We start from the raw sequence: 19,017 nt of genomic DNA on the forward strand, positions 1-19,017 counted from the left end.
GTCTGTTGTATGGGTTCAAAATCAACCCGGGTAACAAAACATTTTTACAGGGGCCGGGGACATTTAACTTATTGGCGATAGGCAGCGCTCGATTGAACGCTATAATGGCCACAGTGATGTCCCCGTTTCGCCTCGACAACGGATCCCATCACCCAGGCAGCGCAAGGCTTTGGCCCCGCTACCTGCTGGCAAGCGCTAGACGCGCATTTCGAATGCCCGGCCCATGCGCTTGCAGGAAACAAGAAGACTGATGCTACATCAGTGATTCTTCTCTGGTGCTGTGGCCGCCTGCAACAACGGTGCTGTCAGTGCAGTGCGTTCGTGATTCAAGCAGCCTGTGGCTACTTGCATGATGACGCCTGCGATCAACCGACCCCGCGCAGTGCGTTTCACCAGAGTTTATTTCAACTTGATTAGGTAACACTGTGACGAAAGACGAACTGCGCGCCGAACTTGAGCGCCAGGAACAACGTTACAAGGATGTGTACGGCGGTGAAGTCACCACCTACGCCGCCCAGCCCGAACCGGAACGCAAACCGTGGCGTAAGCGCGCCAGCGTTCAGGACCAGGCATTCAGCCAGGAATTGCAAAAGATGGAAAAGGACCTCAAGGCCGAAGAGCCCTAGCGCCAACGCTTGAGTGTTGCTCAAAACTTGCCCTCAGCCGCTGGGCAGGTTGCTCCGTCACCGCGCCTGCTGAAGACAGGCGCGGGCCGCCATTGCCCGCCAATTGAGACGAACGGCTTAAAAGCTGACCCCTCATTTCAGAAATTTCATACAGCGTTATCCCCCATTGACCGAGGCGACGGAAACCTGATTTCTGGCGAAGCACCCAATAAAATCAAGGGGTTAAAAACCCTACGCTGCGACTGGGGCTTAGGGTCTTGTTACAAACTAAATGAATGAAACATGTTGCCGATCGGCACCTGATGCATCGATTAACCATCTTTTCTGGCATAATCGCGCCCCCTTATGACCGGGTCAGAAAACCTTCATGATCGATTTATTCAGCGGACTGGATGCTTGGGTGCTTGTGAGCCTCTTGCTCGCCCTGGCCTTTGTCCTCGCCTTCGAGTTCATCAACGGCTTTCATGACACCGCTAACGCGGTAGCCACTGTTATCTACACCAAGGCCATGCCGCCCCACCTGGCGGTGTTCTTCTCCGGTGTATTCAACTTCCTTGGCGTGTTGCTGGGCGGCGTGGGCGTGGCATATGCCATTGTCCATTTGCTGCCGGTAGAACTGTTGATCAATGTGAACACCGGCCACGGGCTGGCAATGGTGTTCTCGCTCCTCGCGGCGGCCATCACCTGGAACCTGGGCACCTGGTACTTCGGTATTCCGGCCTCCAGCTCCCACACCCTGATCGGTTCGATCCTCGGTGTTGGCCTGGCGAACGCCCTGATCAACGATATTCCACTGGTTGACGGGGTTAACTGGCAGAAGGCTATCGACATCGGCGCCTCGCTGGTGCTCTCGCCAATGGCCGGCTTCGCGGTGGCTGCCCTGGTACTGCTGGGCCTCAAATGGTGGCGCCCGCTGTCCAAGATGCACAAGACCCCGGACCAGCGCCGCAAGATCGACGACAAGAAACACCCGCCGTTCTGGAACCGTCTGGTCCTGGTGATCTCGGCAATGGCGGTGAGCTTCGTGCACGGCTCCAACGATGGCCAGAAAGGCATCGGCCTGATCATGCTGGTGTTGATCGGTATCGTCCCGGCGCAGTTCGTTCTCGACCTGAACAGCACCACCTACCAGATCGAGCGGACTCGCGATGCGACCTTGCACCTGAGCCAGTTCTATCAGCGTAACGAGGCCACCCTGGGCGAGTTCCTGGCCCTGGGCAAAAGCGTGAAGGAAGACCTGCCGGAGAAATTCCGTTGCAATCCGCAACAGACCGAACCGACCATCAGCGCGCTGCTGGGCACCCTCAAGGGTGTAGCCGACTACCACTCGCTGCCGCACGAAAGCCGCATCGAAGTACGTCGCTACCTGCTCTGCCTGGACGACACTGCGAAGAAAGTCGGCAAGCTGCCTGGCCTCGACGCCCGTGAAAAGGCCGACCTCGACAAGCTGCGCAAAGACCTGACCGCCACCACTGAATACGCGCCATTCTGGGTGATTCTGGCAGTCGCCCTGGCACTCGGCCTGGGCACCATGGTCGGCTGGAAACGCGTGGTACTGACCATCGGCGAGAAGATCGGTAAACAAGGCATGACCTACGCACAAGGCATGTCGGCCCAGATCACCGCCGCGTGCATGATCGGCATGGCCAACATCTTCAGCCTGCCGGTATCGACCACCCACGTCCTGTCCTCGGGTGTCGCCGGCACCATGGTCGCCAACAAAAGCGGCCTGCAAGGCGGAACCGTGAAAACCATCCTGCTGGCCTGGGTCCTGACCCTACCAGCCACGGTGGCCCTGTCCGCCGGCCTGTTCTGGCTGGCCTCGAAGGCCCTGGGTAGCTGATTCAAAGCTGCACATAAAAAGGCGCGCCCTCCTGGAGGTCGCGCCTTTTTTGTTGGAAAAAACACCAAACCCTAAGCAGCCGTTACCGCAGCAACGGATATGCCCAAAAAATCCAAACCAAAAAAAAGGGCAACCGAAGTTGCCCAAAATGCCTTGCGTGCTCGTGCTCCCAGAAAGACCTAAGGCTTCTTGCGCTTATGCGAGTCTTTCCAGATAAAAAATCCAAACCCAACGAAAAACAGAACCATGAGGCTGACGGTCAGCACTCCGGCGATCACCACATTGTCGAAAAACATGACCAGCCTCCTGTGCTTGCCTCGTTGCGATGGGTCTAAGTTAACCAATCAGGCACAGGAGAAAATTGACCGGGATCAATGTCGCCCAAGACAGGGCGTAAAGGCGGGGAAATAACTGACCTGCATCAACAGATGCAGGGTGGGGTCAACGCTTTTTCGGTTTGTTCTTCGGCTTTTTCTTCGCTTTGCCCAGCGGCATGGCCTGCTCGAATGCCTGGCGCACTTCGTTCAGGCGCTTCTCATTGAGGTCATGCACACGCTTGGCGCGCTCGGTGTTGAGATCGATCAGCTTGTCGTCTTGGCTCATGGCGTGGCTTACGTCTTCCAGTTCAATACAGGCGCGGCACAGCGACCCACGTCACCCTGCCCGCTCAAGGTTGAGCAATAATGCGGCCTCTGGCCAACGAAGACCAGCCACCCGCAACACCACAAAGGCGGCTCGCCGTTCAAACCTCGATATCGACCCACAACCCCTGGCGCGGCTGATCGTCCATCACCGCCACCACTGGCACAGTGTTATCGGCATTCAACTCGTCGCCCGGCACCGCCAGGGGTACCTGCGGATCGTCGCCAGCTTCGCGCCGGCGTTTATCGCGGGCCAACTGACGCCGCTGCTGTTCACGCAACCCCATCGCCGCTTCCTCGGGATCGCGCTGTTGCAGGTCGATCGTGCTCTCGCTGGAGCTGGGCTGCACCGGTGCCACCGGCATGATGTCCGGGCGTGGCCGTACCGGATCCTGCTGGGAGGTAATCGGCACGGCGCTCAAGGGAAGCATGGGTGGCAGCATGGTAAGGGTCTCCTGTCGGCAGGCTGTCGGCTGTTTGACCAGCGACTTGAGCCATCGGTCGCAAACTTGTGAGCCAGTTGACACTCACAATCACCAATCGGCTCGATGCGCTACCGTAAGACTAGTAGTTTTTATGAGAGTCCTTTGGCTCTGAAGGCAGCGATCCGTTAAGATAGTCGGCTTTTTCAAGGCGGGAGTCAGGCAGCATGGCGCAGCAGTATCAACCGGGGCAACGCTGGATTAGTGACAGCGAAGCAGAGCTAGGTCTAGGCACCGTTCTGGCACAGGACGGTCGCTTGCTGACCGTGCTCTACCCGGCCACTGGCGACACCCGCCAGTATGCGCTACGGAATGCGCCCCTCACCCGCGTGAGGTTTTCGCCGGGCGACACCATTACGCACTTCGAAGGCTGGAAAATGACCGTGCGCGAAGTCGACGACGTCGACGGCCTGCTGGTCTACCATGGGCTCAACGCAGAGAACGAGCCGGTCACCCTGCCCGAAACCCAACTGTCGAACTTCATCCAGTTCCGCCTGGCCAGCGACCGTCTGTTCGCCGGGCAGATCGACCCACTGGCCTGGTTCTCCCTGCGTTACCACACCCTGGAACACACCAGCCGCCAGTTGCAGTCGTCGCTCTGGGGCCTGGGTGGCGTGCGCGCACAACCTATCGCGCACCAGTTGCACATTGCCCGTGAAGTGGCCGACCGTATTGCGCCGCGGGTTCTGCTGGCGGACGAAGTGGGCCTGGGTAAAACCATCGAAGCCGGCCTGGTGATCCATCGCCAACTGCTCTCCGGTCGCGCCAACCGCGTGCTGATCCTGGTGCCGGAAAACCTCCAGCACCAATGGCTGGTTGAAATGCGCCGGCGCTTCAACCTGCAGGTCGCGCTGTTCGACGAAGAACGTTTTATCGAAAGCGATGCCAGCAACCCGTTCGAAGACACCCAGCTCGCGCTGGTAGCCCTGGAGTGGCTGGTCGACGACGAGAAAGCCCAGGATGCGTTGTTCGCTGCGGGCTGGGACCTGCTGGTGGTCGACGAAGCTCACCACCTGGTGTGGCACGAAGACCAGGTCAGCCCCGAGTACTCGCTGGTCGAACAACTCGCCGAGACCATCCCTGGCGTCCTGCTGCTGACTGCCACCCCGGAACAACTGGGCCAGGACAGCCACTTCGCCCGTCTGCGCCTGCTTGATCCGAACCGTTTCCATGACCTCAAGGCCTTCCGCGCCGAGAGCGAGAACTATCGCCCGGTGGCCGAAGCCGTTCAGGAACTGATGGACCAGGGCCGCTTGTCCCCGGCCGCCCACAAGACCATCCAGGGTTTCCTCGGCGACGAGGGCGAAGCCCTGCTGACCGCGGTCAACGATGGCGACATCGAAGCCAGCGCCCGCCTGGTCCGCGAATTGCTGGATCGCCACGGCACTGGCCGCGTGCTGTTTCGCAACACCCGCGCCGCAGTGCAAGGTTTCCCTGAGCGCAAGCTGCACCCGTACCCGCTGCCGTGCCCGGACGAGTACCTCGAGCTGCCGCTGGGCGATCACGCCGAGCTGTACCCGGAAGTCAGCTTCCAGGCCCAACCGGATGCCGACGAAGAACAACGCTGGTGGAAGTTCGACCCACGCGTGGAATGGCTGATCGACCAGTTGAAGATGCTCAAGCGCACCAAGGTCCTGGTGATCTGTGCCCACGCCGAAACCGCGATGGACCTGGAAGACGCCCTGCGCGTGCGCTCCGGCATCCCGGCCACGGTGTTCCATGAAGGCATGAACATTCTCGAGCGTGACCGTGCAGCGGCCTACTTTGCCGATGAAGAATTCGGTGCCCAGGTACTGATCTGCTCGGAAATCGGCAGTGAAGGTCGCAACTTCCAGTTCTCCCATCACCTGGTGCTGTTCGACCTGCCTGCGCACCCGGACCTGCTGGAACAGCGGATCGGTCGTCTGGACCGGATCGGCCAGAAGCATGTCATCGAGTTGCACGTGCCGTACCTGGAAACCAGCCCGCAAGAGCGCCTGTTCCAGTGGTACCACGAAGCACTGAACGCATTCCTCAACACCTGCCCGACCGGCAACGCCTTGCAGCACCAGTTCGGCCCACGCCTGCTGCCGCTGCTGGAAGAAGCCGACGACGGCGAGTGGCAAGCGCTGATCGATGAGGCCCGCGGGACTCGCGAAGCCCTGGAAGCCGAGCTGCACAGCGGCCGTGACCGCCTGCTGGAACTCAACTCCGGCGGTGCTGGCGAAGGCGATGCCCTGGTCGAAGCGATCCTTGAACAGGACGATCAGTTCGCCCTGCCGATCTATATGGAAACCCTGTTCGACGCCTTCGGCATCGACAGCGAAGACCACTCGGAAAACGCCCTGATCCTCAAACCGAGTGAAAAAATGCTCGACGCCAGCTTCCCGCTGGGCGACGACGAAGGCGTGACCATCACCTACGACCGCAACCAGGCGCTGTCTCGCGAAGACATGCAATTCATCACCTGGGAGCACCCGATGGTTCAGGGTGGCATGGACCTGGTACTGTCCGGCTCGATGGGCAACACCGCGGTCGCGCTGATCAAGAACAAGGCACTCAAGCCCGGCACCGTGTTGCTGGAACTGCTCTACGTCAGCGAAGTGGTCGCCCCACGCTCGTTGCAACTGGGCCGTTACCTGCCGCCGGCAGCCCTGCGCTGTCTGCTGGACACCAATGGCAACGACCTGTCGAGCCGGGTGTCGTTCGAGACCCTCAACGACCAGCTCGAAAGCGTGCCCCGCGCCAGCGCCAACAAGTTCATCCAGGCCCAGCGTGATCAACTGACACCGCGCATCAACGCCGGCGAAGAGAAGATCACCCCGCGCCACGCTGAACGGGTAGCCGAAGCACAACGCCGCCTGGCAGCCGACACCGATGAAGAACTGGCGCGCCTGACCGCCTTGCAAGCCGTCAACCCGACGGTGCGTGACAGCGAGCTGGTTGCCCTGCGCCACCAGCGCGAACAAGGCCTGGCCATGCTCGACAAAGCGGCCCTGCGCCTGGAGGCGATCCGGGTGCTGGTGGCGGGTTAACCCCCCGCCTTGCACCGCGATCAAAAAGGCCCGCAGCGATGCGGGCCTTTTGCTTTTCTGTGGGATCTGCCGAAGGCTGTGGTGCTTAACCCGCAGACACCGCACCAACTCCAGGCTCAACCACCGTCCCCATCCCCTCCTTCATGCGCTTGGCATCGCGGACAAAACAGCGCGCTGCCAGGAACAGGAAGACCATGGTGAGCAACAGCGCGACCGGAATCAGGTACATCGCATCGTGCAGGCCGACGGCCTTGAAGGCTTCGGTCATCTGCTCGGCACCCGCCGCTTGCATCGCCGTATGGGCGAAGTGATCGGACAGCCCGCCGACCACCACGGGCCCCAGACCGCCCCCCAACAGATACAACCCGGCGAAGAACAGCGCCATGGCCGTCGCCCGCAAGCGCGGTTCAACCACGTCCTGGATCGCCGTGTATACGCAGGTATAGAAGTTGTAGGCAAACAACCAGCCCAGGCTGAACACCGCCACGAACACCCCGATTTCAATTCGCCCGGCATGCAGCGCCCACGCCGTACACAGGGTCGAGATAATCAGGCTGAAGCCCGCGAACAACAGCCGACCACTGGCCACCCGCTGATGAATCTTGTCGGCCACCCAGCCGCCCAGCGTCAAGCCAAACAACCCGGTAACCCCGACAATCACCCCGGTGGCCACGGCTGCATCCTGCAGCGGCAGCAGGAAATAACGCTGCAGCATCGGCACCAGGAACGAGTTGCAGGCATAGGTGGCGAAGTTGAAGCACAGGCCGGCCATCACCAGCCAGAGAAAGGTCGGAATCGCCAGGACCCGACGAATCGGCCGGTCGACCCGTTCCTGGGATATCTGCACGGTTTCCGCCGCACCGCGCTTGGGCTCTTTGATGAAGAACATGAAGACCGCCAGGATCAACCCCGGCACTGCCGCGATGAAAAAGGGTGCACGCCAGCTATCGAAGGCCTTGACCATGGCGCCGATGGTGAAGAACGCCAGCAACAGGCCCAGGGGCAGTCCGAGCATGAAAATGCCCATCGCCCGCGCCCGGCGATGGGCAGGAAACAGGTCGCCGATCAGCGAGTTGGCGGCTGGGGCGTAACTGGCCTCACCGATGCCCACGCCCATGCGCACGATCAGGAAACTCCAGAAACTGCCCACCAGCCCATTGACCGCCGTCAGCCCGCTCCACACCGCCAGCCCCCAGCCCATCAGCTTGCTGCGCGAACCGGTGTCGGCCATCCGCCCCAGTGGCAGTCCGGCAATCGCATAGACGATGGTGAATGCAGTTCCGATGATCCCCAGCTGAAAGTCGCTCAGGTGCCACTCCATGCGGATCGGCTCGATGATGATGGCCGGAATGGTGCGGTCGAAGAAGTTGAACAGATTGGCCAGGAACAGCAGGAACAGAATGCGCCAGGCATTCGCCGCTTGGGTCGAGTTCTGCATGGGTCCGTCTCTTTTTATTTATTGTTATGGGCGCGCTACTGCCAACCCGGAACCTGCAATCTAGTCAGGCGCCTGCGCGCTGTCTGTAATTATTCGTAAGGCTGATGTCGGCTTATCGAAGGCCGCGACTCGCATTCCCCAGCTATATTTCTAAACGCTATATAGCTAAGTTCAAAATAATAAGAGGCAATGCGCCATCACCACTTTCACTGCGCTGCCGGCTTCTATACTCCAGCCATTCGCCAGCGTTCATGGCGCCTGCGAGACGTTTCAACGACGGGGCATGCGATGGCCTGGCTAGGATGGCATTTCAGCAGCGAACTGCCCGCAAGCGGCGGCCAGGTCATACTCAACTGCAGCCACGACCCGGCGTTGGTGCTGCTGGCCTATCTGGTCGCCTGCGCAGCCAGTTTTGCCACTCTGGACATGGCGGAGCGGGTTGGCCATGCCGAAGATCCACGCTCGCAAAGGCGCTGGCGCTGGGTCGGAGCCGGCTGTCTGGCGGGTGGCATCTGGGCCATGCACTTCATCGGCATGCTGGCGTTCCAGGCGCCGATCACCATCCACTATGACCTGTCGATTACCCTGCTTTCGCTGCTGATTGCCTTTCTTGCCGCCTTCCTGGCCATGGACACCCTGAGCCATCCAGAGCCGCGTCCCTGGCAGTACGTCAGCGCCTCGATCGGTGTCGGAGTGGGGATTGCCGCCATGCATTACGTGGGCATGGCAGCCATGCGTTCCAGCGCCCAGATCTACTTCGCGCCAGGATTGTTCGTCGTATCGATCATCATCGCCATTCTCGCCAGCGCCGTCGCCTTGCTGCTCTCGCACTGCCTGCGCACTGGCAGCGGGGTGCTGCACCAACTGCTCAAGTACGCGACCAGCCTGTTGCTGGGGGGCGGCATTGTCAGCATGCACTTCACTGGCATGTGGGCCATGATGCTGGTGCTACCGGAGGGCGTGCCGGCCCCACTCGCGGTGCCCCACAACCCGCTGCAACTGGGTGTGACGATCACCGTGATCACCTTGCTGGTGATCGGCAGCAGCGTCAGCGCAGCACTGGCGGACCGCAAACTGCAACACAAGGAGCGTGACCTGTGCCGGGTCAATGCCCTGCTCTGCCAACTGGACCAAGCCCGGCAGTCGTTGCAGCAAGTGGCGCATTACGACCCCCTGACCAACCTGATCAACCGTCGCGGCTTCAACCAGATCTTTGCCGAGAAGCTTGCGGAGAAAACCGCACAGGGTGGCAAGCTGGCGATCATGTTCCTTGATATCGATCACTTCAAGCGCATCAACGATAGCCTTGGCCATGATGCCGGGGACAGCCTATTGAAGGTAATTGCCGGGCATATCAAAAGCTCGGTCCGCAGCCATGACGACGTGGTCGCACGGTTTGGCGGCGATGAGTTCTGCGTGCTGGTCAATCTTCTGGATCGCGAGGAGGCCCAGCAAGTGGCTGAGCGCATCATGCAGAAAATGAAAGCGCCGATCGAGCTGGCCGGACGGCGCATGGTCATGACCACGAGCATTGGCATCAGCGTGTTCCCCGACGATGGCCAGCACTGCGAGGAACTGCTCAAACACGCCGACCTGGCGCTGTACCAAGCCAAGGCCAATGGGCGTAACGGTGTGCATTTTTTCAACGAGCAGTTGAAAACCCGGGCAACGGTGGCCCTGCAACTCGAAGAAGAACTGCGCAACGCCCTGCGCGACGACAGCGGGCTGCTGCTGTATTACCAGCCGATCTACGACCTGCGGACCGGCCAGGTGACCAAGCTGGAGGCCCTGATCCGCTGGCAGCATCCGCTCCACGGCGTGCTGGCACCCGACCGTTTCATCGCCATTGCCGAGGCCAACGGGCTGATTGCCGAACTCGACAACTGGGTGCTGCGCAAAGCCTGTGCAGACCTCGGCGAACTGTCCCGACACGGCTGCGACTCGCTGAAAATCGCGGTCAACTGCTCCCCGCTCAACCTGGCGCGCACGGAGCTGGCCGACGAAATCGAGCAGGCCCTGCACTCGGCCGGGGTAGCGGCTGACAGGCTGGAGTTGGAGGTCACCGAGAACGCGTTGATGGGCAACATCACCAACACCCTGGTGCTGCTCAAGCAAATCCGTGCCCTTGGGGTTTCCCTGTCCATTGATGACTTCGGCACCGGCTACTCGTCCCTCGCCTACCTCAAGCGCCTGCCCTTGAACACGCTGAAAATCGACCGTTCATTCATCCAGGACATCCCGGATTCAACGCAAGACATGGAAATCGTCCAGGCCATTATTGTCATGGCCCATACCCTGCAGTTGCAGGTAGTCACCGAGGGCGTCGAAACCTTCGAGCAGTACCGCTTCCTCGAACGTTTTGGCTGCGATTTCATCCAGGGTTACCTGATGAGCTGCCCAGTGCCGCTGGCTGAGCTGCGGCCGATTCTCAATGAGCTCAACCAGCGTAATCCCTTACAGCCGGTCAGCACTTTGTCGCTGGTGCGCGATACAGATGAATCAAGGTTGCCGGGTCCTTTTCCAGGAAGCCCTGGCCACCGTGCAAGCGCATCAGCTGTGCGGCCAGGCCACTGATTGGCGTCGCCGAACCCTGCTCGCGAGAAAACTGCACGGCGCCATCCAGGTCCTTGAGCAGGGTCCGCACGTGCCACTTCACCGGTTCAAAGCGGCTTTCGGCCATCTGCGGAGCCAGTATCTGCAGCGGTTTGGAGTCGGCAAAACCGCCGCTCAAGGCGTCCGCCAACCGGCTTGCATCGACACCTGAACGCTCGGCCAGCGCCACCACTTCGGCAATCACCAGGGCATTGCAGGCCACGATCATCTGGTTGCAAGCCTTGGTCACCTGCCCCGCCCCCACCGCGCCCATGTGCGTGACTCGCTGGCCGAGGTTGAGCAGCACGGCGCGAACCCGCTCCAGATCAGCCGCTTCCCCTCCAACCATGATCGCCAGGCTCCCAGCCTCGGCACCGGGCACGCCACCGGACACCGGTGCATCGAGCCAGCCCATGGCGCAGTCGCTGGCCAGTTGCGCGGCCATGCCCCGGGTGGCGGTCGGTTCCAGGCTGGAGAAATCCACCAGCAACTGTCCAGCCTTCGCGCCACTGGCCACGCCCGCCGGACCAAACACCACCTCGCGCACCACCTCGGTATTGGCCAGGCACAACATCACCAGGTCGGCGTGATCACAGAGTTCGGCCGGGCTCGCCACCTGCCGGGCACCCGCCTCGACCAGGGCAGCGCACTTTTGCGGATGACGATTCCACACCGTCAGCGGATAACCCGCAGCCAGCAGGCGACGACACATCGGCAAGCCCATCAAGCCGATGCCGGCGAACGCAAGTGAAGGTAACGATGCCATTGATATGCCTCTGCGCGATAGAAAGTCTGCGAATAGTCGCTGATTCACCGAGACTTGGGAAAGCCGCGTGCGCCACCAGCCGGAATGGTCAAACAAAGGTCAGCAAGGTACATCCAGAAACAATTAAGCAGCCATTCGGCTGCTCAATAAACTGTTCCCATTACGCGAACGTCACCCTCGATCAGGCCTGGCTGTGGCCTTTCTCTACGGCAACGTGCCATCACGCTACTCCGCTACACACTTTACTCGGAGGAGCCTTCGCACCAAACGGGTGCGCTGCGTTAAACCGGCGCCCTTTCCTGGATCAGAATCCACGGTGAAACCACCACAGCCCACAGTTCTGGATCGCGCTCGAAAAGATCCAGCGCCCGCGTTTCAGACAGCTTCGCGAGCTGGTCGGCGGCCAGCCAGGCAGCCACTTTCTCGCCTTCGTCCTGCGCCACCGCCTCGGCAGCGGCGATCAAATCCAGGCCAGGATCGACCCACAATAGGGCGCCCTTGGCAAAGAACGGTTCCAGTTCCTTCCAGGTAATAGATGCAGTTTCACCAAGCAGCTTGGCATAGAGGGTGCTAGGTTCTTGAGTCATGGGTCCTGTCCGCAAATGAAATCGACGCAATCATAACGTTGGTGCTCTGGCAGAAAAACCCGGATTCAAATGCGTCATCGAACTAAAAGTACCGGAACGCCCAGGCAATGCTGCTGATTCAGCTATAAGCCGGCCAAAGCCATGGCGTTATTCTGTCTTTTTCTTTCAATAAAGCGACACCACCAGGTTTTGCCCCCAGCAGCCAGCTTTTCAAGCGAACAACCGGCGCTCTACACTGTACCGGTACAGTTGCCAGGGGCATTTCCGCGAGAGACTTAGGTCATCTACCGGTTCTGCGCCTCAGGCCGCCAGAACTATAAAAATTACAACAGTAAGAGTGGAGCACTATGAATAAGGCTACTAAGCAGATTTCCAAACTGTTTGCCGCTATGGTTCTGGCCGGGGTTGCCAGCCATTCGTTCGCAGCTGACACCATCAAGATCGGCATTGCCGGCCCTAAAACCGGCCCTGTAGCCCAATACGGCGACATGCAGTTCAGTGGCGCCAAAATGGCCATCGAACAAATCAACGCCAAAGGCGGCGTCAACGGCAAGAAACTCGAAGCCGTTGAATACGATGACGCCTGCGATCCAAAACAAGCCGTGGCCGTTGCCAACAAAGTCGTCAACGATGGCGTCAAGTTCGTGGTCGGTCACCTGTGCTCCAGCTCCACTCAACCGGCTTCGGACATCTACGAAGACGAAGGCGTGATCATGATCACCCCGGCTGCCACCAGCCCGGACATCACCGCCCGTGGTTACAAAATGGTCTTCCGTACCATCGGCCTGGACAGCGCCCAAGGCCCTGCCGCCGGTAACTACATTGCCGATCACGTCAAACCGAAAATCGTTGCCGTCCTGCACGACAAACAGCAATACGGTGAAGGCATCGCCACCGCCGTCAAGCAAACCCTCGAGAAGAAAGGCGTCAAGGTTGCCGTGTTCGAAGGCATCAACGCCGGCGACAAAGACTTCTCCTCGATGATCGCCAAGCTCAAGCAAGCCAACGTCGACTTCGTCTACTACGGCGGCTACCACCCGGAGCTGGGCCTGATCCTGCGTCAATCCCAGGAAAAAGGCCTGAAAGCCAAGTTCATGGGTCCGGAAGGCGTGGGTAACGACTCCATCTCGCAGATCGCCAAGGACGCTTCCGAAGGCCTGCTGGTAACCCTGCCGAAGTCCTTCGACCAGGACCCGGCCAACGTTGCCCTGGCTGATGCATTCAAGGCCAAGAAAGAAGACCCGAGCGGCCCGTTCGTGTTCCCGGCGTACTCGGCTGTTGAAGTCATCGCCGGCGGCATCACTGCAGCCAAGAGCGAAGACGCGGCCAAGGTGGCAGAAGCCATCCACGCCGGTACTTTCAAAACCCCGACTGGCGACCTGAGCTTCGACGCCAAGGGCGACCTGAAAGACTTCAAGTTCGTGGTCTACCAGTGGCACTTCGGTAAACCTAAAACCGAAGTTTCGCCTCAGTAAGGCCTTGCCTGACTGACTGCCAACAAAGCCCACGGCGTGCCGTGGGCTTTGTTTTACGAATGTATGGGCCGCGCCTGCGTGATCCGCAAGCCTCCCCACCTGAAAATCTCAAAACCGTCATCAGCGGTTCGCTGGCAAACCTCATGCCCGAAGAGGATGCAGATCCTCGGGGCTCGAGCGGGAAAATGACTCCACCAGTGAAATGCGTATCAGGTTTTTAGGAGCGTTGTAATGCCTGACCTCTATCACTTTTTCCAACAGCTGGTTAACGGTCTGACCGTTGGCAGCACGTATGCCCTGATCGCCATCGGCTATACGATGGTTTACGGCATCATTGGAATGATCAACTTCGCCCACGGCGAGGTCTACATGATCGGTTCCTACGTGGCGTTCATCGCCATCGCCGGGCTGGCCATGATGGGACTCGACAGCGTCCCGTTGTTGATGACCGCAGCCTTCATCGCGAGCATCGTCGTTACCAGTGCCTACGGCTACAGCATCGAACGGATCGCCTACCGCCCATTGCGTGGCAGTAACCGTCTGATTCCGCTGATCTCCGCCATCGGCATGTCGATTTTCCTGCAGAACACGGTTCTGCTGGCGCAAGACTCCAAGGACAAGTCCATTCCCAACCTGATCCCGGGCAACTTCTCCATTGGGCCAGGCGGTGCATCGGAAGTAATGATTTCCTACATGCAGATCGTGGTGTTCGTGGTGACGCTGGTGGCCATGCTTGGCCTGACGATGTTCATCTCCCGTTCGCGCCTGGGTCGTGCCTGCCGCGCCTGCGCCGAAGACATCAAGATGGCCAACCTGCTGGGTATCAACACCAACAACATCATTGCCCTGACCTTCATCATCGGTGCTGCACTGGCGGCGATCGCGGCCGTTCTGCTGAGCATGCAATACGGTGTGATCAACCCGAACGCCGGCTTCCTGGTCGGGCTCAAGGCCTTCACCGCCGCGGTACTGGGCGGCATCGGCAGTATTCCGGGCGCCATGCTTGGCGGTCTGGTGCTGGGTGTGGCTGAAGCATTCGGTGCTGACATCTTCGGCGACCAGTACAAGGACGTCGTGGCATTCGGCTTGTTGGTTCTGGTGCTGTTGTTCCGTCCGACCGGCATTCTGGGCCGTCCGGAGGTTGAGAAAGTATGACTAGGAATCTTAAATCGGCGCTGTTCAGCGCCTTGCTGGTGTGGGCCGTGGCCTACCCGGTACTGGGTCTGAAACTGACCATCGTCGGCATCAACCTGGAAGTCCACAACACCAGCCCGGCCATCCTGGCGACCATCGCCCTGTGTTCGGTCCTGATGTTTTTGCGGGTCCTGTTCAGCCACCAGATCAGCGCGGCGTGGAAATCCTCGCCAAACATGCCGCTGATCCCGGCCAAGGCCAGCAACTTCCTGACCCTGCCCACCACTCAGCGCTGGATCATCCTGGCCCTGATCGTCGGCGCCCTGGTCTGGCCGTTCTTCGGCTCGCGTGGGGCGGTGGATATCGCCACCCTGATCCTGATCTATGTGATGCTCGGCCTGGGCCTGAACATCGTGGTCGGCCTGGCTGGCCTGCTCGACCTGGGTTACGTCGGCTTCTACGCCGTCGGCGCCTACAGTTATGCGCTGCTGTCGCATTACTACGGCCTGAGCTTCTGGATCTGCCTGCCTATCGCCGGGTTGATGGCGGCCACTTTCGGCTTCCTGCTCGGCTTCCCGGTACTGCGCTTGCGCGGCGACTACCTGGCGATCGTGACCCTGGGTTTTGGCGAGATCATCCGCCTGTTCCTGCGTAACCTGACCGACCTCACCGGCGGCCCGAACGGCATCAGCAACATCGAGAAGCCTACGTTCTTCGGTCTGACTTTCGAACGTAAGGCCGCCGAAGGGCTGCAGACGTTCCACGAGTACTTCGGCCTGCCGTACAACTCGATCAACAAGGTGATCTTCCTCTACCTGGTTGCCCTGTTGCTGGCCCTCGGTGCGTTGTTCGTGATCAACCGCTTGCTGCGCATGCCGATCGGCCGTGCCTGGGAAGCCCTGCGTGAAGACGAAATCGCCTGCCGTGCCCTGGGTCTCAACCCCACGGTCATCAAGCTGTCGGCCTTCACCCTGGGTGCCAGCTTTGCCGGTTTTGCCGGGAGCTTCTTTGCTGCCCGTCAGGGCCTGGTCACACCGGAGTCCTTCACCTTCATCGAGTCGGCGATCATTCTCGCCATCGTCGTATTGGGTGGCATGGGCTCGCAACTGGGGGTGATTCTTGCCGCCGTGGTGATGATCCTGCTGCCGGAAATGATGCGTGAGTTCAGCGAGTACCGCATGTTGATGTTTGGCGCCTTGATGGTGCTGATGATGATCTGGCGTCCTCAAGGCCTGCTGCCCATGCAACGTCCTCACATGGAGCTGCGAAAATGAGCCGTGAGATCCTCAAAGTCGAAAATCTGAGCATGCGCTTCGGCGGCCTGCTGGCGGTCAACGGCGTGGCCCTGACCGTCAAGGAAAAACAGGTCGTGGCCCTGATCGGTCCCAACGGCGCTGGCAAGACCACCGTGTTCAACTGCCTCACCGGTTTCTACAAGCCGAGCGGCGGCAGCATCCTGCTGGACGGCGAGCCGATCGAAGGCCTGCCCGGCCACAAGATTGCCCTCAAAGGTGTGGTGCGTACGTTCCAGAACGTGCGGTTGTTCAAGGACATGACCGCGGTCGAGAACCTCTTGATCGCGCAACACCGTCACCTGAACACCAACTTCCTGGCCGGCCTGTTCAAGACCCCGTCGTTCCGCAAAAGCGAACGCGAGGCCATGGAGTTTGCCGAGTACTGGCTGGAGAAGGTCAACCTCAAGGAGTTCGCCAACCGTACCGCCGGCACCCTGGCCTACGGTCAGCAACGGCGCCTGGAAATCGCCCGCTGCATGATGACCCGTCCGCGGATCCTCATGCTCGACGAACCGGCCGCCGGCCTGAACCCCAAGGAAACCGAAGACCTCAAGGCGCTGATCAGCGTCCTGCGTGAAGAACACAACGTCACCGTGTTGCTGATCGAGCACGACATGAAACTGGTCATGAGCATTTCCGACCACATCGTCGTGATCAACCAGGGCACACCGCTGGCCGACGGCACGCCGGAACAGATCCGTGACAATCCTGAAGTGATCAAAGCCTACCTGGGGGAAGCGTAAATGCTGCAATTCGATAACGTTTCCACCTTCTACGGCAAGATCCAGGCCCTGCACAGCGTCAACGTGGAAATCCGCCAGGGCGAAATCGTCACCCTGATCGGTGCCAACGGCGCCGGCAAGTCGACCCTGCTGATGACCCTCTGCGGCTCGCCGCAGGCTCACAGTGGCAGCATCCGCTACCTGGGTGAAGAACTCGTGGGGCAGACCTCGGCGCAGATCATGCGCAAGAGCATTGCCGTGGTGCCGGAAGGTCGTCGGGTGTTTTCCCGCCTGACGGTGGAGGAGAACCTCGCCATGGGCGGATTCTTCACCGACAAGGGCGATTACCAGGAGCAAATGGACAAAGTCCTGGGGCTTTTCCCACGTCTGAAGGAACGCTTTGCCCAACGCGGCGGCACCATGTCTGGCGGCGAGCAGCAAATGCTCGCCATCGGCCGGGCGCTGATGAGCAAACCCAAGCTGCTGCTGCTCGACGAGCCGTCGCTGGGTCTGGCCCCGATCATCATCCAGCAGATCTTCGATATCATCGAACAACTGCGTAAGGACGGTGTGACGGTGTTCCTGGTGGAGCAGAACGCCAACCAGGCATTAAAGATCGCCGACCGCGCCTACGTTCTGGAGAACGGCCGGGTGGTCATGCAAGGCACTGGTGAAGCCCTGCTGACCGACCCCAAGGTGCGCGAAGCGTATCTGGGCGGCTAAGCCCTGGCAGTCAAGAGAAAACGGCCTTCGGGCCGTTTTTTTATGCGCCAGACAACTGATTACAGGCGGTCCAGCGCCTCCCCACTGCGCTTGAACCAACCGATCAGGTGATCGGCCAGGACCTGGGTACGCCTGGGCAAGCCACCTTGATACGGGTGCACCAGATACATCGGCATGCTGCGGGTCTGGTAGTCACGCAGCAGCCAGCGCAAACGGCCGTCAGCCAATTCCGCCTGCAACAGGTAGGACGGCAGGCGCGCAATCCCGGCGCCAGCCAAGGCGGCTTTTTTCAACAGGTTGTAGTGGTTGCTGGCGAACGGCCCGGATACCCGTACCCGCAGCAATTCGTGCTGCTGGTGATACAGCCATTCTTCGCGGCCGCTGTAGTGGCTGTTGAGCAGACAGCGGTGGTCGGCCAACGCTTGGGGGGCCTGGGGCTCACCGAACTGCTCGAGGTAGGCCGGGCTGGCACAGGTCATTTCGTGCCAGGCCAGCAGCGGCTTGGCCACCAGTCGCTCGTCATTGGCGACCTCGGAGCGGATCGCCAGGTCGAAGCCGTCGCGAGACAGGTCGCGGTAACTGTTGTTCAGCTCCAGCTCGATCTGCACCTGCGGGTACTGGCGAGAAAACTCCAGCAACAAGCCATCAAAAAACGTCTCCCCCAATGAAACTGGCACGGTGATCCGCACTGGGCCGACCATGTCGTCCTTCAGGCGCGCTAACGCCTGGCGTGCGCGCTCCACCTGCACCACCAGTGCCTGGGCCTGGGGCAGCAACGCCGCACCGGCCGCGGTCAGACTCAGCCGGCGCGTGGTGCGCTGCAGCAATACCACACTGAATCGCGCTTCCAACTGGCTGATGCGCTTGGACAGTTGGCCCTTGCTGCAGCCCAGGCGCTGCGCCGCCAACGTGAAACTACCGGCTTCGATCAGCACGGCGAATGCCGCCAGGTCATCCATTTCACTCATGGATTGTTTCCATTTGAAAACCAAAGGTTGCCTATTAGCACGCTTATCCGAGCAAAAAACCACTCTAGACTGAAACCTCGTTCACCCCTTGAGGAAACAGCACGATGAAAATTCTATTGATTGGCGCCAGCGGCACCGTGGGTTCGGCAGTCGACAAAGAGCTGTCGGCACGTCACGAGATCATTCGCATCGGCCGCAGCAGTGGCGATTTCCAGGTCGACATCAGCGACAGCGCCTCGATTCGCGAGCTGTTCGGCAAGACCGGAAAGTTCGATGCCCTGGTCTGCGCCGCTGGCAACGTGACCTTCGCGCCCCTGGCCGAGATGGACGCGCAAAGTTTCGCCCTGGGCCTGCAAGACAAGTTGATGGGCCAGGTCAATCTGCTGCTGATCGGCCGTGAGTTTGCCAACGATGGCGCTTCGTTCACCTTCACCAGCGGCGTCCTCAGCCACGACCCGATTCGCAGCGGCGCATCGGCGGCACTGGTCAACGGTGCACTGGACAGTTTCGTGCGGGCCGCCGCCATCGAACTACCCCGTGGCTTGCGCGTCAACTCGGTCAGCCCTACGGTGCTGGTAGAGGCCATGGGCAGCTATGCGCCCTACTTCCGCGGCTACAAACCGGTGGCCGGCGCCGATGTCGGGCTGGCCTATGCCAAGAGCGTGGAAGGTTTGCAGACCGGACAGACCTTCCACGTCGGTTGATCGTGAC

17 protein-coding genes are annotated in these 19,017 nt (G+C 60.3%); 10 read left to right on the forward strand and 7 right to left on the reverse strand.

Annotated elements, in window-relative coordinates; all coding sequences use genetic code 11:
• Positions 1–425 precede the first annotated feature (425 nt).
• Together ACM6IP_RS19660 and ACM6IP_RS19665 are read left to right on the forward strand one after the other, a co-directional pair.
• On the forward strand, positions 426–626 hold the full coding sequence (locus tag ACM6IP_RS19660) for a hypothetical protein (RefSeq protein WP_095167007.1): 201 nt from the start codon (positions 426–428) through the stop codon (positions 624–626).
• Between the two features lie 367 nt (positions 627–993).
• Positions 994–2,469, forward strand: a complete 1,476-nt coding sequence (locus tag ACM6IP_RS19665) for an inorganic phosphate transporter (protein WP_095167005.1) — start codon at positions 994–996, stop codon at positions 2,467–2,469.
• A 179-nt stretch (positions 2,470–2,648) separates the two neighbouring features.
• On the opposite strand, the gene ccoM is transcribed toward ACM6IP_RS19665, so the two are convergent.
• The 3 genes from ccoM to ACM6IP_RS19680 all read right to left on the reverse strand — a co-directional run bounded on the left by ccoM (position 2,649) and on the right by ACM6IP_RS19680 (position 3,553).
• The gene (ccoM, locus tag ACM6IP_RS19670) at positions 2,649–2,765 is read right to left on the reverse strand and encodes a cytochrome c oxidase subunit CcoM (RefSeq protein ID WP_305886485.1); all 117 of its coding nucleotides are present in this window, start codon (positions 2,763–2,765) and stop codon (positions 2,649–2,651) included.
• 145 nt (positions 2,766–2,910) lie between these two features.
• Positions 2,911–3,072 carry a hypothetical protein gene (locus ACM6IP_RS19675; protein WP_007906621.1) on the reverse strand — a complete coding sequence of 54 codons (162 nt, stop codon included), beginning with the start codon at positions 3,070–3,072 and terminating at the stop codon, positions 2,911–2,913.
• A gap of 139 nt (positions 3,073–3,211) precedes the next feature.
• On the reverse strand, positions 3,212–3,553 hold the full coding sequence (locus ACM6IP_RS19680; RefSeq protein ID WP_095167003.1) for an aspartate-semialdehyde dehydrogenase: 342 nt from the start codon (positions 3,551–3,553) through the stop codon (positions 3,212–3,214).
• 206 nt (positions 3,554–3,759) lie between these two features.
• On the opposite strand from ACM6IP_RS19680, the gene rapA reads away from it, so the two are divergent.
• Positions 3,760–6,606, forward strand: coding sequence for an RNA polymerase-associated protein RapA (gene rapA, locus ACM6IP_RS19685; RefSeq protein WP_159994121.1), 2,847 nt, complete (start codon positions 3,760–3,762; stop codon positions 6,604–6,606).
• Between the two features lie 85 nt (positions 6,607–6,691).
• On the opposite strand, the gene ACM6IP_RS19690 is transcribed toward rapA, so the two are convergent.
• Complete coding sequence (locus ACM6IP_RS19690) at positions 6,692–8,044, reverse strand: spinster family MFS transporter (RefSeq protein WP_159994119.1); 1,353 nt, start codon at positions 8,042–8,044, stop codon at positions 6,692–6,694.
• Between the two features lie 288 nt (positions 8,045–8,332).
• On the opposite strand from ACM6IP_RS19690, the gene ACM6IP_RS19695 reads away from it, so the two are divergent.
• Complete coding sequence (locus ACM6IP_RS19695) at positions 8,333–10,618, forward strand: putative bifunctional diguanylate cyclase/phosphodiesterase (protein ID WP_414862132.1); 2,286 nt, start codon at positions 8,333–8,335, stop codon at positions 10,616–10,618.
• Here the strand turns inward: ACM6IP_RS19695 and ACM6IP_RS19700 are convergent.
• Both ACM6IP_RS19700 and ACM6IP_RS19705 read right to left on the reverse strand, forming a co-directional pair.
• Complete coding sequence (locus tag ACM6IP_RS19700; protein ID WP_414862133.1) at positions 10,509–11,402, reverse strand: NAD(P)-dependent oxidoreductase; 894 nt, start codon at positions 11,400–11,402, stop codon at positions 10,509–10,511. The genes ACM6IP_RS19695 and ACM6IP_RS19700 overlap by 110 nt on opposite strands.
• Positions 11,403–11,683: 281 nt before the next feature.
• The gene (locus ACM6IP_RS19705) at positions 11,684–11,989 is read right to left on the reverse strand and encodes a DUF2288 domain-containing protein (RefSeq protein ID WP_095166992.1); all 306 of its coding nucleotides are present in this window, start codon (positions 11,987–11,989) and stop codon (positions 11,684–11,686) included.
• Between the two features lie 347 nt (positions 11,990–12,336).
• Here ACM6IP_RS19705 and ACM6IP_RS19710 point away from each other — a divergent pair, with 347 nt between their 5' ends.
• The 5 genes from ACM6IP_RS19710 to ACM6IP_RS19730 all read left to right on the forward strand — a co-directional run bounded on the left by ACM6IP_RS19710 (position 12,337) and on the right by ACM6IP_RS19730 (position 17,338).
• Entirely contained in the window at positions 12,337–13,464 is a 1,128-nt protein-coding gene (locus ACM6IP_RS19710) for a branched-chain amino acid ABC transporter substrate-binding protein (RefSeq protein ID WP_095166990.1), read from the forward strand.
• Between the two features lie 231 nt (positions 13,465–13,695).
• Positions 13,696–14,619, forward strand: coding sequence for a high-affinity branched-chain amino acid ABC transporter permease LivH (gene livH, locus ACM6IP_RS19715; RefSeq protein ID WP_095166988.1), 924 nt, complete (start codon positions 13,696–13,698; stop codon positions 14,617–14,619).
• Positions 14,616–15,872 carry a high-affinity branched-chain amino acid ABC transporter permease LivM gene (locus tag ACM6IP_RS19720; protein ID WP_095166986.1) on the forward strand — a complete coding sequence of 419 codons (1,257 nt, stop codon included), beginning with the start codon at positions 14,616–14,618 and terminating at the stop codon, positions 15,870–15,872. Before livH ends, ACM6IP_RS19720 begins: the two co-directional genes overlap by 4 nt.
• On the forward strand, positions 15,869–16,636 hold the full coding sequence (gene livG, locus ACM6IP_RS19725) for a high-affinity branched-chain amino acid ABC transporter ATP-binding protein LivG (protein WP_095166984.1): 768 nt from the start codon (positions 15,869–15,871) through the stop codon (positions 16,634–16,636). Before ACM6IP_RS19720 ends, livG begins: the two co-directional genes overlap by 4 nt.
• Positions 16,637–17,338, forward strand: a complete 702-nt coding sequence (locus ACM6IP_RS19730) for an ABC transporter ATP-binding protein (RefSeq protein ID WP_095166982.1) — start codon at positions 16,637–16,639, stop codon at positions 17,336–17,338. It begins immediately after the preceding gene.
• Between the two features lie 59 nt (positions 17,339–17,397).
• Here the strand turns inward: ACM6IP_RS19730 and ACM6IP_RS19735 are convergent, their stop codons facing one another.
• Entirely contained in the window at positions 17,398–18,306 is a 909-nt protein-coding gene (locus ACM6IP_RS19735) for a LysR family transcriptional regulator (RefSeq protein ID WP_414862134.1), read from the reverse strand.
• A 104-nt stretch (positions 18,307–18,410) separates the two neighbouring features.
• Here ACM6IP_RS19735 and ACM6IP_RS19740 point away from each other — a divergent pair, with 104 nt between their 5' ends.
• On the forward strand, positions 18,411–19,010 hold the full coding sequence (locus tag ACM6IP_RS19740; RefSeq protein WP_095166978.1) for a short chain dehydrogenase: 600 nt from the start codon (positions 18,411–18,413) through the stop codon (positions 19,008–19,010).
• The last annotated feature ends 7 nt before the right edge of the window (positions 19,011–19,017 follow it).

Origin of the sequence: Pseudomonas sp. IT-P176, assembly GCF_949767245.1 — a bacterium.
Lineage (GTDB): Bacteria > Pseudomonadota > Gammaproteobacteria > Pseudomonadales > Pseudomonadaceae > Aquipseudomonas.